Origin of the sequence: Streptomyces sp. NPDC001822 (genome assembly GCF_042892135.1) — a bacterium.
In the GTDB taxonomy this organism is placed as follows: domain Bacteria; phylum Actinomycetota; class Actinomycetes; order Streptomycetales; family Streptomycetaceae; genus Streptomyces.
The window spans coordinates 489,852-504,242 of the sequence record NZ_JBIATW010000002.1; the positions used below are offsets into that span (position 1 = coordinate 489,852).

Sequence of the window (14,391 nt, forward strand, 5' to 3'; positions counted from 1 at the left end):
GCCTCAGCTCCCGAAGACTTCGCGTACGGCGTGGCCGAGGACGGGGTACAGGGCCCCGACCATCAGCACGATCCAGATGCCGAGGACGGTCCAGAGCATCTGCTTCTGGTAGCGCGGGCCCTTGGCCCAGAAGTCCACGGCGACGATCCGGAGACCGTTCAGCGCGTGGAACAGGATGGCGGCCACCAGGCCGTACTCGAGCAGCGCGACGAGCGGGGTCTTGTAGGTGGCCACGACCTCGTCGTACGCCTCGGGGGAGACACGCACGAGAGCGGTGTCCAGGACGTGTACGAACAGGAAGAAGAAAATGAGGACACCGGTGACTCGATGAGCCACCCAGGACCACATGCCTTCCCGGCCGCGGTACAGCGTTCCAGCCGGCACGGAAGAACCCTCCGGGAGCGGGGATTGGGGTCGGCCGGCTTGACTGTCGGTCTGACCCGGCCGGGTACGGTCCACCGGCCCCGGCCATCGTAGCGACGCTTTGTCGGTTCCATGGCGGCGGGGCCCGTCGGTGTGATCAAAGTGGCAATCAAACAGGCACGGACGGGCTACCGGGGGTCGTACGCCGGCGGGGAGCCCGGGCCGGACGGACGTCCGGCCTCCGTCACCAGCTCGATGATGCGGCCCCGGGCGAGTCGTCGCATCTCCTCCGCGGTCAGGGCCCGCTCCTCGTCCGGTTCGTGGGCCAGCCGGGTGCGGATGGCCGCGAGCACCTGGTCGACGTGCTGGGAGGGTCGCAGCCCGTCCAGGCAGATCACGAAGACGTGGCCGAAGCGGCTCTCGTAGGCGGCGTGCGCCGCGCGCAGCGCCAGGTGGGCCGCGCGGGGTGCGGCGTGGTGCAGGCAGGGGGCGCACTCCGTCGCGAGCGCTTCGGCGATGTCGGAGGGCGCGAGGTCGTACCCCGCCTCGTCGGAGGCGGCGAGCAGGGTGTCCAGGTCGGGGTAGGGGCGGTGGGCCGCCATCCGCTGGGCCCAGCGGCCGCTGCCGCAGCACTCCAGCAGCGCGGCCTCGGCGAGCTCGCGCGGCCAGGCGTTGAAGTGACGGATCCCGTTCGAGTGGGCATTCTTGCGACCGCTCCCCGAGACTGGTTCCGGAACAGGGGCCTCCGCCGGTACCTCGCACAGGGCCGGAGCGGGGCCCTGGCCCTGGACGGGTACGGCGGCCCGCCCTGCCTGCCGAGGTTGTTCCGGCAGGCCGGCGTGGGACTCGCTGGACCTGGACAGCGGGACTCCTCGGACGAAAGGCATCTGTGACCCTGCAGACGGGTCTGAGAGCGACGAGGTTGCTCAGGGGGCGGAAGTGAGGACTGGGATGTATGTGCCGCAACGCTAGCGAGACCGAGCGGCCGGTAACCGAATGATGCGAGAAATTCACCCGCACGGGAGAGTTTCGGAACGCTTGATGGACGAATTGAGCAGGGGAATTGTCCGGCTTCCTCGTCTTATTTGAACTGTTTCTCCCCCGATCCGGAGGATTCTGACCGATGTCGCCCTCACGCGGAACCATGGTGGCCGGCGCGGCCGTCGCCGTAGCCGCCGCCGTCACACTCACCGTCGTCGCCTGGCCCGACGGCTCCGGCACCGGGACCCAGAACGGCGGTGCCGCCTCGGCCCGCACCTCGCCGTCCCCGTCCCGGAGCTATCCGCTCTCCACGACGCCGCGGACGATACCCGCCGTGCGCGAGCACACCCCCGCGCGCGGACCGGGCTGGAAGCCGTCCGCCGACAGCTCGGTCGTCGTGACCGACCCCGGACTCGCGGACGAGGCCAAGCTGCTCGCCGGGGAGCTGAAGATCGGCTATCGGGGTGAGAAGTCCGCCCGGGCGGGTGACGTCGAACTGGCGCTCTCCGCCGCCGGCAAGGGCGGCCCCGAGTCGTACACCCTGAAGACGGCGGGTGGCCGCGTCACCATCAGCGGCCCCGGGCAGGCGGGCGTGTTCTACGGAACCCGCACCCTCAAGCAGTCGCTGAACGCCGACGGCACCGTGCCCGAGGGCGTCGTGCGCGACACCCCGGACCGCCCCCAGCGCGGGTTCAACCTCGACATAGCGCGCAAGTACTACTCCGTGGACTGGATAGAGGACCGGCTGCGCGAGATGGCCGACCTCAAGCTCAACCAGCTCGGCCTGCACTTCTCCGACGACCAGGCCTTCCGGATCGAGTCCGACACCCACCCCGAGGTCGTCTCCGGCGAAGCCCTGAGCAAGGCCGACGTGCGCCGGATCGTGAAGCTCGCGCAGAGCCTGCACATCACGGTGGTCGGCGAGATCGACTCCCCCGGACACCTCGGTGCCGTCCTGCGCGCCCACCCGGACCTCCAGCTCCGCAACACCCAGGGCGTGGCCAGGCAGGGTGCCATCGACATCTCCCGGCCCGAGTCGGCTCGGATCGTCGACGACCTCCTGACCGAGTACGCCGAACTCTTCCCCGGCGACTGGTTCCACGTCGGGGCGGACGAGTACCAGGCCCTCACGGTGAGCAGCCCGCAGGCGTCCTACCCGCAGCTCGCCGCGGCCGCCCGGGAGAAGTACGGCGCCGACGCCACCGTCCAGGACCTGGCCGAGGGCTGGCTGAACGACCGCGCCGCCGTCATCCGCGAGGCCCGGAAGATTCCCAAGGCGTGGAACGACGGCTTCTTCAGCGGCGGCAGCGTCACCGCGGACAAGGGCATCGAGGTGGAGTACTGGACGGGCAAGGAGATCGGCGCCCGGCCGCCCCAGGACTACCTGGCCGAGGGCCGCGAGGTCGTCAACCTCAACGACGAGTTCCTCTACTACGTGCTCGGCGAGCCCAACGACTTCACGTATCCGACGGGCAAGCGGATCTACGAGAAGTGGACCCCGTTCGTCCTGCGCGGCACCGAGCCGGTGTCCGAGCGCTACTCGAAGCAGATCCTCGGCGGCCGGTTCGCGGTCTGGGGCGACTTCCCGAACGCGCAGACGCAGGCACAGGTCGCCGCCGGCGTCCGGATGCCGCTCAACGCCGTCTCCCAGAAGCTGTGGGACCCGGGCACACCGGAGCTGACCTGGGCCGACTTCAAGTCGCTGGCCGACGAGGTCGACGCGTCGAACTGATCGCCAACTCCGTGGACATCGCCGCCGGGAAGGCTTAGGTTCCGCTGGCCGCGCGCCCTGGGGAGGGACGCGCGGCCGACGTCCGAGAACCGGAACAGGTCGCGACCAGGAACTACGACGCGACCGAACTCCCGCCCGCTCTCGCGGACTCCGTGACCCTGATCATGGCCGGCGGCGTGCTCGACATCGCGGCGGCCGTCGCGGCGATCGTCTTCGTGCGCAAGCTGACCCGGATGCAGGGCGAGCGGGCCGCCCGGGGGACGTATCCGTGGTCCGCCGCCGTTCCGGCCGGGGTGCCGCAGGCCTGACTCGGCCCGTTTCGCGCACCCGCCGCGGGTCCGGCGGGCAGAATGGCAGCCCGGACGCGGGGGGAGCGCGACATGGGTTTCTGGGGTGTGTATTTGGTGGGCCGCAGCGGCGAACCACTCCCGGAACACCCCGCGTTGAGGGACGCGCGCGGCCTGCTGACACTGCGTGAGTACCGCGCCGACGGCTGGCAGGTCTGGTGCCACCCCGGCCATCCGCCCCCCGGCCCCATGGCGGCGCTCGCCGACGCCGCGCGTGCGCCCGTGCTGCTCGGCTTCGTCATGGACGGCGTGTGCGTGGCCGTGGAGGCCGCGGGTCCGCACAGCGGATCCTGGTACGCCTGCCTCGGCCGCGCTCCCATGGCCTCGCGACTCGGCCGGGACGGCACGACGTTGGAGGACCTCTTCCTGCCCCCCGAGGACGCGGCGGCACGGGCGGTGCGATGGGCGGCTGAATCCGGCCGCGGTGTGCTGGAGGGCCCCCTGCTCGAACTGCTGCGCATCGAGGAGCCGGAGTGGTCCGCCGATGAACTTTTCTTCGCATTCCTGGACCGTCTGGGCATTGAGGGCCTCCATGGCTGAGCTCCGACGAGTTCGTTCCCGGGGGCCGGGTGACGCTTTTCGGCCATCCGACGCTGTACGCGGTAACAGGCAGCACAGCCCTCGTCACTGAGCGGGGGAGCGGCCGAGAAACGAGGGGAGGCATCGATGACTCTGATGGAGCAGATCGCCCGTGCCGACGAGCGGAGCCTGGCGGCGAGTGCGCTCGCCTGCCTGGACCGCTGTCTCATGCCGCCGGAGGACGGGGGAGATCCCGAACCGCTGCGCCCGCTGTGGGTGAGCTGCGACACCGGCGAGGAGTGGGCGGAACGCCTCGACGCCGTTTGCGCGGCGATGGAGCGGGCCGCGGCGGACGGCGGCACGGCATCCCGGGTGCGCGCGATGCTGGGTGACGCGCCGCGGGAGTTCGAGGCCGGGCCGCTGAGGTCCTGGGCCGACGCGTGCTCACTCCTCGCGCTGGACGTCCACCGGGAGTTCGACTTCCCGGCCGGGGACGCCCACGCGCTGGAGCTGTGCCGCACGGGCGGGGCGGCCGACGGCGGACCGCTCGTCACCGGTGAGGTGCTGCGCCAGGCCGAGATCCTGGACGTGCTCGCCGAGCACGCCGGTGCGGCCGGTGCGGGGGCGGGCCTGCGGCGGGTGCTCGACCTCTCGGCCGAAGGGCGGCGGGTCCTGCGCGCGGTGATGTCGAGGCGCGCCCGCGGGCGCGTGCGGTGATGTCCGGCGGGCCCCGGCCGCGCCCGGTCACGTGGGATGCCCCGCCGCCGTGACCGGGTCAGGGCTGCCCGGGCCGCCGTTCGGCGCGGACCGTGGCGGCGGTGGCGGGCACCACGACAAGCCACTCGTGTGCTGAACGGGCTCGTGGAGGCGAAGACGTCGTGCGCCCACGCCTCGGCCCGGCGGAGGGAGCGGAAGGACGACCGGGGCCGCCACCCCCCACAGGAGAGGCCCCGGCCGTCTTTCACGGGACCGCAGTGCGGCCCCGTACTCATCTCAGCGCCATGAGTGCGTTTTCTGTCACACCGCAGCGCGTCAGGAGACAGTTGCGGGTTGTACAAGTCATGGACGGCGCACCGTCCGAGCACGTAGCGTGCTGATTCGCGCAGGGCTGCGCGGCAGTGGTGACCAGCTGCGATCGAGATCAGCGGGGCGGGTTGAGGGAGTGCTGGGGGACGACGCGGAGCTGACCGCCGCGGTGCTCGCGGCACAGGACGGGGACGAGGACGCCTTCCGTACTGTGTACCGCGCCGTGCAACCGCGGCTGCTCGGCTACATACGGACGCTGGTCGGTGAACCGGACGCCGAGGACGTGGCGTCCGAGTCCTGGCTGCAGATAGCGCGGGATCTCGACAGCTTCAGCGGCGACGCCGACCGGTTCCGCGGCTGGGCCGCCCGGATAGCGCGCAACCGTTCGCTCGACCACATCCGGATGCGGGGCAGGCGCCCCGCGATCGGCGGCGACGAGAGCGAACTGGCCGGGGAGGCCGCCGAATCCGACACGGCGGGGGAGGCGCTGGAATCCCTCGGCACCGGCCGTGCCATGTCCCTCATCGCCCAACTGCCGCAGGATCAGGCCGAGGCGGTCGTGCTGCGCGTGGTGATCGGCCTCGACGCCAAGAGCGCGGCCAGGACCCTGGGCAAGCGCCCCGGCGCGGTGCGCACCGCGGCCCACCGCGGTCTGAAGAGGCTCGCCGAGCTGGTGGGGGGCGACAGCGGCCAGGAGGACGAGATTCCGGCGGCCGGGGCGGGGCTCGGCGCGGTGCCCGCGCAGCGCCCCATCCGCAAGGGCGGGGCGGCGCCCGCCGGTGTGACGCATTCGCGTCCGTGGACGCAGAGGGACATGTGATGGCCGACGAGCAGCACGAGTGGCTTGACGCGGACGCTGTGGAGAAACTCCTCCGCGGTGCGCCCGTCGAGTCCGTCGACGATCACGGACGGACCGGACTGCCGGAGCTGGAGGCCGCGCTCCGGGCGGTACGGACCCCCGCCCCCGCCGGGGGCGAACTGCCCGGTGAGGCCGCGGCGATGGCGGCCTTCCGCGAGGCCTCCGGCAAGGGGAGGCGGGCCGGCGCCGCACACTCCGCCACGGCCGCCGGAACCGGCGGCGCCCTCCACACCGTACGGATCGGGGCCGCGCCCCAGGCGTCGTCCCGGCGTCCGCGCTGGACCCGGCCGGTGCGCTTCTGCCTGGCCGTCTCGCTCGTGGGAGGTGCGCTCGGCGGGGTGGCCTTCGCCGGTGGCGCGGGCATGCTGCCCGGGCCGTTCGGCAGCCACGGCGCACCGGTGCCCGCCGCTTCCGTCTCCGCGGCCGCGTCCCCCGAGGAGATGGGGGAGGAGGCGCCCGAGGTGGCGCCCTCCGCGCCTTCGCCGTCCGCGACGCCCCGGGCGCCCGGGGCGTCGCGGACGGCGAAGGCGCCCGATGGTGCCGAGGAGAAGAAGCCGGCCGACGGTGTGCCGCCGAGTGTGCCGGACGGCGTCGGTCCGCCCGCCCCGGAGGACCGGAGCCGTGACAGGGGCACGGTCGACGGCGGTGCGCGGGACGGCACGGACGGGCGCGAGCTGCCCGGGGGCTCCGCGGGCGGGGTGTTCGCGAAGTCCGTCCGTGCGTGCCGGGATTACCGCGCCCACGCCCTGAGCGAGGATCAGGAGCGCAGACTCCTTGAACTGGCCGACGGCGAGGACAACCTGGACCGCTTCTGTGACCGTGTCCTGGCGGCGGACGGCCGCGACGGCGGCGGCGATGGTCAGCCAGGCGACGGTCAGCCCGGCGGCGGCCAGGACGGCGGCGAGGGCGCAGGCCCCCTTCCGTCCGTCACCTTCCACACGCGGGACGCGCCCGGCGATGGGCCCGGCACGCGGCCGACGGCCTTCCCGTCCGCCCTGCCGGCGCGCTGACCCTACCTTCGGGTACGCCTCTGACCTGCATGAACGCGTCGGCTGTAACGTTCTTCGACGCCACGGCGCAGTAGTGAGTGCCGACTGGTCATCGGCCGCGCAATGAGCCGGGGTTCCCCCCGTACCTTCGGCTCGGCGCATCCGGCGCGGGCGGGACACGTTCCCCCGGTCCCGCCCGCGCCCCCGATCGCCGGTCCGCCGTCTACCAGTAGACGACGACCTTGTCGCCGTTCTTCACCTGGGCGAACAGCGACGCGATCTTCGCCTCGTCCCGCACGTTCACGCATCCGTGCGACGCGCCGTCGTAGCCGCGGGCCGCGAAGTCCGGTGAGTAGTGCACCGCCTGGCCGCCGCTGAAGAACATCGCGTACGGCATGGGGGTGTCGTAGAGCGTCGAGACGTGGTGGCGGGACTTCCAGTACACCGAGAAGGAGCCCTCACGGGTGGGCGTGTAGCGGGAGCCGAACCGCACGTCCATCGCCGAGACCACCCGGCCGTCGATCATCCAGGCCAGCGTGCGGCTGTTCTTGCTGATGCACAGCACCCGGCCCGTCATGCACCGCGCGTCGGGACGGGCGACCGGCCTGTCGGTCGGCGGGTCCAGTTCCCGGGCCGTCGGCTTCCTCGTCATCGCCAGCAGCCGACGCCACGTCACCGTGTCGGTCCCGCCCGTCCGGGGGAGGTCCCGCTTGCCCTGGAAGGACCGCACCGCCGCGGCGGTCAGGGTGCCGTAGTACCCGGTGGGGCTGCGGTCGAAGTGGCCGGTCTGCCGCAGCCGGGCCTGGAGTTCCCGTACCCGCTCGCTCCGGTCGCCGACGGACATCAGCGTCCGGGGCCGGTCCGCGGGGCGGGCACCCGGTGTCGCCGATGCCGATGCCGAGGGCGACGCGGAGGGTGACGGGACGGCCGGACCGCCGCCCGGTTTGGCGTCGTCCGGGGAGGGCGCGGCCGTTCCGGGAGGGGCGGCGGACCCGGCGGACGGGTCCGTGCATCCCGCCGTGAGGGCGGCCAGTACGACCAGACCGAGGGCCGCCGCGGCCGACGCACGCGCCCCACCCGTCCGGCTGCCGGCCCGTACGCGTCCCATCATCGGCCCCCTGGCTGTCCCGCCGCCGTCCGCGTGGCGCGGACGTCTCATGAGACGGATTCCCGTCCTGCCCGGTTGCCGAATCCTGCGCATGATGGGAGTGGCCCGCGCGAGGCGCGGGCGCGCGCTGTGAGCAAGGTCCCAGCGGAGGGCTCCCGACAGGCCGGGGCGCCGCCGCTAGAGTCCGTCGCGAGATTTGTTACCGATAAGTAGCTTGAGCGGGAGGCACAGCACATGACGCGTGAGTCCGAGTCAGGACTGCCCATCGAGCCGGTGTACGGGCCGGACGCCCTCGACGGCTGGCGGGCCGACGAGAAACTGGGCGAGCCCGGGGCGTACCCCTTCACACGCGGTGTCTACCCGACCATGTACACGGGCCGGCCGTGGACCATGCGGCAGTACGCGGGATTCGGCACCGCCACGGAGTCCAACGCCCGCTACAAGCAGCTGATCGCCAACGGCACGGCGGGCCTGTCCGTCGCGTTCGACCTGCCGACCCAGATGGGGCACGACTCGGACGCCCCCATCGCGTCCGGCGAGGTCGGCAAGGTCGGGGTCGCGATCGACTCGCTCGACGACATGCGCGTCCTCTTCGACGGGATCCCGCTCGGCGAGGTCTCCACCTCGATGACCATCAACGCCCCCGCGTCGCTCCTCCTGCTGCTCTACCAACTGGTCGCCGAGGAGCAGGGCGTGCCTGCCGGCCGGCTGACGGGCACCATCCAGAACGACGTGCTCAAGGAGTACATCGCCCGGGGCACGTACATCTTCCCGCCGAAGCCGTCGCTGCGGCTGATCGCCGACATCTTCAAGTACTGCCGGGACGAGATCCCGAAGTGGAACACCATCTCGATCTCCGGCTACCACATGGCCGAGGCGGGCGCCTCGCCCGCGCAGGAGATCGCGTTCACGCTCGCGGACGGCATCGAGTACGTCCGGACCGCCGTGGCCGCGGGCATGGACGTGGACGACTTCGCACCCCGGCTCTCCTTCTTCTTCGTCGCCCGCACGACGATCCTGGAGGAGGTCGCCAAGTTCCGTGCCGCGCGCCGGATCTGGGCACGTGTGATGAAGGAGGAGTTCGGCGCGCAGAACCCCAAGTCCCTGATGCTGCGCTTCCACACCCAGACCGCCGGCGTCCAGCTCACCGCCCAGCAGCCCGAGGTCAACCTGGTCCGGGTCGCGGTGCAGGGCCTCGGCGCGGTCCTCGGGGGCACGCAGTCGCTGCACACCAACTCCTTCGACGAGGCCATCGCCCTGCCGACCGACAAGTCGGCCCGCCTCGCGCTGCGCACCCAGCAGGTCCTGGCGTACGAGACGGACGTGACGGCCACGGTGGACCCGTTCGCGGGCAGTTACGTCGTCGAGAGGATGACCGACGACGTCGAGGCCGCGGCCCTGGAGCTGATGCTCAAGGTCGAGGACATGGGCGGCGCGGTCGAGGCCATCGAACGCGGCTTCCAGAAGGGGGAGATCGAACGCAGCGCCTACCGCGTCGCACAGGAGACGGACAGCGGCGAGCGCGTCGTCGTCGGCGTCAACCGCTTCCGCCTGGACGAGGAGGAGCCGTACGAACCCCTCCGCGTCGACCCGGCGATCGAGGCCCAGCAGGCGGCCCGCCTGGCGAAGCTCCGCGCCGAGCGGGACCAGGGTGCGGTGGACGCGGCGCTGGCGGAACTCAAGAGGGCCGCCGAGGGCACGGACAACGTGCTCTACCCGATGAAGGACGCCCTCAGGGCGCGGGCCACGGTCGGTGAGGTCTGCAACGCACTGCGGGAGGTCTGGGGCGCGTACGTCCCGACGGACGCGTTCTGAGCGGGGCACCCGCACGCGGTACGGTCCCGGCCAGGCCGGGGGCCGCGCCGGGGGCGGCGTGCCGGTCCGCGTCCCGGCCGTCCGCCCGAGGGCGGCGAGGGCCGAATCTCCGTGATGTGAACACCTGGACGGAGTGGCGCACCTCCGTGCGACACTCCGTCCATGCTGGGTGTCACCGATCTTCCGACCTATCTCGCCGGCCTGGTGCTGATCATTCTGCTGCCGGGGCCGAACTCGTTGTACGTGCTGTCCGTCGCCGCCCGGCGCGGGGTACGCACCGGTTACGTGGCGGCCGCCGGTGTGTGGACCGGGGACACGGTCCTGATGACCCTGTCGGCGCTGGGCGCCGCCTCGCTGCTGCAGACGACGCCGCTGTTGTTCGCCGTCGTCAAGTACGCGGGCGCCGGCTACCTGACCTGGCTGGCGATCGGGATGATGCGGGCGGCCGCGTCGATGTGGCGCGAGCGGCACCGGCGGGCGGCCGAGCTGACCGAGGAGGACACCGCGCCGTCGGCGGCGGCGGAGCACCCCTACCGGCGGGCGCTCGTGGTCAGCATCTTCAACCCGAAGGCCATCCTGTTCCTCATCTCCTTCTTCGTGCAGTTCGTCGACCCCGGGTACGCCTACCCGGCGCTGTCCTTCCTCCTGCTCGGCACGCTCCTGCAGATCGGCAGCTTCCTCTACCTCTCGACGCTGATCTTCGGCGGCACCCGGCTGGCCGCCGTCTTCCGGCGCCGCAAGCGGCTGTCGGCTGGTGCCACCACGGCGGCGGGTGTCCTGTTCCTCGGGTTCGCGGCGAAGCTTTCGCTCAGCGGGGTCTGAACCGGCCGGACGGCCGGGGACCGGGCTCAGTGGTGCCAGGCCTTGCCGCCCACGTTGTGGATCATCCGCTGGAGCACCTTCAGGGCGGCGACGAACTCCTCGTCCGGGATTCCGGCGTGGATCTCCGCGCTCGCCCTGCCGACCCGTTCGAACGCCGCGGCGCGCAGGGCGTGCCCTTCGGGTGTGAGCCGGAGGCGGGTGGTGGGGTCCTCCGTGACCAGGCCCTCGGCGACCAGGGTGTCGATCTCCGGTTCCAGCGAGTCGCCGGCGTTCAGGTAGCCGCGGAGCAGCGCGACCACCTCGGCGCGCGGGCGGCCGTCCTCGTCCGCCTCGGTGAGCTGGTTGAGGACCCACCAGGGTGGCTGGGTGAGTCCGTGCTCCGCCAGCGCGGCCCTGATGTGGGTCACGGTCGCTTCGTGCGCCGCCCAGCTCCAGTAGCCGATCGGCTGCCGTGCGAGTCCCGCGTCGTCATGTGAGTAATCCATGTCCTGGACCGTAGGAGCTCAAGCGGACTTGAGGTCAAGGCCCAGCGGTCCGGCGTACTCCGCGAGCCCCTGGGGTCCGTCGCCCGCCCAGCCGACGTAGCCGTCGGGCCGCACGAGGAACAGGCCCGTGCCGTACGCCTCGTTCGCCGGCGCACGGAAGACGCGCAGCATCGCGCCGTCGTGAGCGGGAAGCGCGACGTCCGTGCCGACCGCGAGCAGGGTGAAGTGCGGCCCCCTGAAGACGTCGAAGAGGCGCCCCGCCTCGCCCGCGGGGCCGTCGGGTGCGCGGTCGCCGGACTCCAGGACCCCCGCGCGGCCGGATGCCAGCGGGCCGCCGCGATAGCCGAGCCCCAACTGCTGGGCGGCGCTGCCGCGTTCCTGTTCGCCCCGGTGGATGCGCGTGGAGAGGCCGAGCATGTCCGCGGCGACCGGGCGACGCTCCTGTTCGTAGGTCTCCAGCAGCGCGGCGGGCGCGCCGTGCAGCAGCACCTGTCCGAGCTTCCAGCCCAGGTTGTAGGCGTCCTGGACGCTCGTGTTCAGCCCCTGGCCGCCGGCGGGGGAGTGGACGTGCGCGGCGTCGCCGATCAGGAGGACCCGGCCCTCCCGGAAGCGTTCGGCCAGCGCCGCGCGCGGCCGGAAGTCCGACGCCCAGCGCACCTCGGTGACCGCGTCCGCGGCCAGGTGGGTGCGCGAGGCGACCAGTGCCCGCACGGCGTCGGGGGTGAGGCCGGGGGCGCCGGTCCGGAACTGGGCGACCAGCTGGAAGTCCGCCGTGCCGGGCAGCGGGCACAGGGTGGTGTATCCCGCCCCGCCCGTGAAGACGTGCCAGTTCCGCCGGTCGAGCGCGGACTCGGCGATCCGGACGTCGGCCACCAGCACGGGAGCGGGGTCGACGGTCTCGCCGTCCATCGTGATGCCGAGCGCGCGCCGGACGGTGGAGCGCCCGCCGTCCGCCGCGACGAGGTAGGAGGCGCGGACCTCGCCGGTGGTCAGCTGTGCCGTCACCCCCGCGGTGTCCTGGGACAGGCCGGTGAGGGCCGAGGAGAAGAGGACGTCGCCGCCCAGTTCGCGCAGGCGCGCCAGCAGGATCTCCTGGGTCCGCCACTGCGGCATCGTCCACGGCTCCCCGTACGGCTCGGCCTCGGTGGGAGCCGCGCGGCGGAACATGTCGTACTCGCCCCGGCGCTCGCCTCCGCTCCACGTCATCCCGATGGGGGCCGGGCCGCCGTGCTCCCGTACCGCGTCGCCCACGCCGAGGTCGTCGAACACCTCCCGGGTGCGGGGCTGGATGCCCTTGCCGCGTGAGCCCGGGAAGAGCGACGGGGCCTGTTCGACGACGAGGGCGCGCACACCGCGGCGGGCGAGGTCGCAGGCCAGTGCGAGGCCGCTGGGGCCCGCGCCGGCGATCAGCACGTCCGTTTCCTTAACGCTGTTAAGTTCCATGGCCGGGAGTCTCGGCTTAACGCTGTTAAATTGTCAAGGTGGGTACGACGAAGATCGATCGGGCGCGGGTCGCGGACACCGCGCTGAGGCTGCTGGACGAGGTGGGCCTCGACGGGCTGACCCTGCGTGCCATCGCCAGGGAGCTGGACGTCAAGGCGCCGGCGCTCTACTGGCACTTCAAGGACAAGCAGGCGCTCCTCGACGAGATGGCGACCGTGATGTACCGCCGGATGCTGGCGGAGGAACTGCCTGATCCGGCGCCCGTCGGCTGGCAGCGGCAGATGGTCGCGTACCAGACCGTCCTGCGCCGCTCACTGCTGCGCCACCGGGACGGCGCCAAGGTCTACAGCGGCGCCAGATTCACCGGCATCGACCACGCCCCGGGGCTGGAGGCCCACCTCCGCACCATGGTCGACGCGGGCTTCGACCTGCGGCAGGCCGTGCGCGCGGGCACCACCGCGAACGCCTACACGATGGGCTTCGTCACCGAGGAACAGGGCGTCCTGCCCATGCCCGGTGAGCGCCGGGAGGGCTACGACGTCGACGAGCGGGCGGCGCGCATGGAGGGCTACCCCCTCGTGGCCGCCGCCGGGGCCGAGATCTTCGGCAACTACGACGAGCGCTTCGAGGACGGCCTGTGGATCGTCGTCGCGGGCATCGAGGCGCGCTACGGGGTGAAGTAGCCCCCCTCCCGGCCGGAGCCCGCGCGGAGGAGGCGGCGGTGCGCGCTCAGCCCGTCCGCTCCCGCCAGGGGATCCGTGCCGCCTGCGCGGTCATCGCCCGCTTGAGGCGGGAGCCGAGCGGCTTCTCCACCAGGCGGTGGAGCAGGTGGGCCAGGATCAGGACGGACGACACCGAGGCGGCCAGCGTCACGTACGGCGGCAGATGCAGTGCGCGGTTCATGATGCGGATCGCGAACCAGCCCAGGTGCTCGTGCAGCAGGTAGAAGGGATACGTGAGCGCGCCGGCGACCGTCAGCCAGCGCCAGTCGGCCCGGTCCAGCCAGCCCAGGGCCACCGCGGCGACGGCGAGGAACGCCAGGGCCGTGATCGCCTGGATGACATACGGGGAGCGGGCGAAGTCGCCGTCCATGCCCGGGTGCCAGAGCGCCGTGACCGAATAGCGCTGGCCGAGGAGCCAGCTGGTGAGCACGATGCCCCACAGCAGCAGGTCGCTGCCGTAACGGTGGATGAGGTAGAAGGCCAGGCCGGCGATGAAGTAGGGCGCGTGGTCCCGCATCACCAGGGCGTCGGTGAGCGGCGTGTGCGCGATCCGGGCGAAGACGCCCGCGAAGGTCCACGCGACGCAGAAGACGACGACCCGGCGGTACGTCACGCCCCGCCAGACCACGAAGACGGCGAACAGCAGGTAGAACCGCATCTCCACCCAGAGCGTCCAGCACACGCCGAGGACCCGGTCCACGCCCATCGGCTGCTGGAGCATGGTGAGGTTGACGAAGAACTCGTCCAGCGGCAGCGGCCGCACCACCACCGGGAGCAGGACCGCGGCGGCGGTGACGATCACGATCGCCGCCCAGTACGCGGGGTAGAGACGGGCCACCCGGGAACGGAAGAAGTCCCCCGGACTCCTGCCCCAGCTGCTCATGCAGATCACGAAGCCGCTGATGACGAAGAAGAACTGGACCCCGAGGCAGCCGTACGTCGCGACCGACGACAGCGTGGGGAACATGAGCCCGGGCGACTGCCCCCAGGACTCGGCGACCTCGCCGTTCTTGCCGGCGTAGTGGTAGAGGCAGACCATCAGGGCCGCGAGGATGCGCAGCCCGTCGAGGGCGCGGAGACGGCCTCCCGCCCTGGGCGCGGTGGGCTGCTGCGGGGCCGCCTTGCCGGGAACCGCCGCCTCGGCAGGCAGCGGTGGCGCGCTCGTCACGTCGGGTGGTCC

15 protein-coding genes are annotated in these 14,391 nt (G+C 72.3%); 9 read left to right on the plus strand and 6 right to left on the minus strand.

Annotated features, from left to right (window positions below):
• Nucleotides 1-3: 3 nt before the first annotated feature.
• Nucleotides 4-384, minus strand: coding sequence for a succinate dehydrogenase, cytochrome b556 subunit (gene sdhC / locus ACFYY2_RS06585; protein ID WP_073744455.1), 381 nt, complete (start codon nt 382-384; stop codon nt 4-6).
• Between the two features lie 167 nt (nt 385-551).
• The gene (locus tag ACFYY2_RS06590) at nt 552-1,127 is read right to left on the minus strand and encodes a 2-oxo-4-hydroxy-4-carboxy-5-ureidoimidazoline decarboxylase (RefSeq protein ID WP_388738605.1); all 576 of its coding nucleotides are present in this window, start codon (nt 1,125-1,127) and stop codon (nt 552-554) included.
• Nucleotides 1,128-1,486: 359 nt separating this feature from the next.
• Between ACFYY2_RS06590 and ACFYY2_RS06595 the strand changes: the two genes are divergently transcribed.
• The 6 genes from ACFYY2_RS06595 (at nt 1,487) to ACFYY2_RS06620 (ending at nt 6,837) form a co-directional block, all read left to right on the plus strand.
• Nucleotides 1,487-3,076 (plus strand): family 20 glycosylhydrolase, encoded by a 1,590-nt coding sequence (locus ACFYY2_RS06595; protein ID WP_388737800.1) that lies wholly within the window; start codon nt 1,487-1,489, stop codon nt 3,074-3,076.
• A gap of 152 nt (nt 3,077-3,228) precedes the next feature.
• Nucleotides 3,229-3,384 carry a hypothetical protein gene (locus ACFYY2_RS06600; protein ID WP_388737803.1) on the plus strand — a complete coding sequence of 52 codons (156 nt, stop codon included), beginning with the start codon at nt 3,229-3,231 and terminating at the stop codon, nt 3,382-3,384.
• A 72-nt stretch (nt 3,385-3,456) separates the two neighbouring features.
• A complete protein-coding gene (locus ACFYY2_RS06605; protein WP_388737806.1) occupies nt 3,457-3,963 on the plus strand; it encodes a hypothetical protein in 507 nt (168 codons plus the stop codon).
• A 126-nt stretch (nt 3,964-4,089) separates the two neighbouring features.
• A complete protein-coding gene (locus ACFYY2_RS06610) occupies nt 4,090-4,659 on the plus strand; it encodes a hypothetical protein (protein WP_388737810.1) in 570 nt (189 codons plus the stop codon).
• A gap of 445 nt (nt 4,660-5,104) precedes the next feature.
• Nucleotides 5,105-5,788 (plus strand): RNA polymerase sigma factor, encoded by a 684-nt coding sequence (locus tag ACFYY2_RS06615; RefSeq protein WP_388738608.1) that lies wholly within the window; start codon nt 5,105-5,107, stop codon nt 5,786-5,788.
• A complete protein-coding gene (locus ACFYY2_RS06620) occupies nt 5,788-6,837 on the plus strand; it encodes a hypothetical protein (RefSeq protein WP_388737814.1) in 1,050 nt (349 codons plus the stop codon). The genes ACFYY2_RS06615 and ACFYY2_RS06620 overlap by 1 nt, the downstream gene beginning before the upstream one ends.
• 202 nt (nt 6,838-7,039) lie before the next feature.
• On the opposite strand, the gene ACFYY2_RS06625 is transcribed toward ACFYY2_RS06620, so the two are convergent.
• Entirely contained in the window at nt 7,040-7,975 is a 936-nt protein-coding gene (locus ACFYY2_RS06625) for a L,D-transpeptidase family protein (RefSeq protein ID WP_388737816.1), read from the minus strand.
• Between the two features lie 183 nt (nt 7,976-8,158).
• Here ACFYY2_RS06625 and ACFYY2_RS06630 point away from each other — a divergent pair, with 183 nt between their 5' ends.
• Nucleotides 8,159-9,739: a methylmalonyl-CoA mutase gene (locus ACFYY2_RS06630; protein ID WP_388737819.1), complete on the plus strand. Its 1,581-nt coding sequence runs from the start codon at nt 8,159-8,161 to the stop codon at nt 9,737-9,739.
• Between the two features lie 162 nt (nt 9,740-9,901).
• A complete protein-coding gene (gene leuE / locus ACFYY2_RS06635; protein ID WP_388737822.1) occupies nt 9,902-10,561 on the plus strand; it encodes a leucine efflux protein LeuE in 660 nt (219 codons plus the stop codon).
• A 26-nt stretch (nt 10,562-10,587) separates the two neighbouring features.
• Here leuE and ACFYY2_RS06640 read toward each other — a convergent pair whose 3' ends face one another.
• Together ACFYY2_RS06640 and ACFYY2_RS06645 are read right to left on the minus strand one after the other, a co-directional pair.
• Nucleotides 10,588-11,046, minus strand: coding sequence for a MarR family winged helix-turn-helix transcriptional regulator (locus ACFYY2_RS06640; RefSeq protein ID WP_388737825.1), 459 nt, complete (start codon nt 11,044-11,046; stop codon nt 10,588-10,590).
• 18 nt (nt 11,047-11,064) lie between these two features.
• The gene (locus tag ACFYY2_RS06645) at nt 11,065-12,489 is read right to left on the minus strand and encodes an FAD-dependent monooxygenase (RefSeq protein ID WP_388737827.1); all 1,425 of its coding nucleotides are present in this window, start codon (nt 12,487-12,489) and stop codon (nt 11,065-11,067) included.
• 38 nt (nt 12,490-12,527) lie between these two features.
• Between ACFYY2_RS06645 and ACFYY2_RS06650 the strand changes: the two genes are divergently transcribed.
• Complete coding sequence (locus ACFYY2_RS06650) at nt 12,528-13,172, plus strand: TetR/AcrR family transcriptional regulator C-terminal domain-containing protein (RefSeq protein ID WP_388737830.1); 645 nt, start codon at nt 12,528-12,530, stop codon at nt 13,170-13,172.
• 46 nt (nt 13,173-13,218) lie between these two features.
• On the opposite strand, the gene ACFYY2_RS06655 is transcribed toward ACFYY2_RS06650, so the two are convergent.
• Nucleotides 13,219-14,379, minus strand: coding sequence for an acyltransferase family protein (locus tag ACFYY2_RS06655; protein ID WP_388737832.1), 1,161 nt, complete (start codon nt 14,377-14,379; stop codon nt 13,219-13,221).
• Nucleotides 14,380-14,391 lie beyond the last annotated feature (12 nt).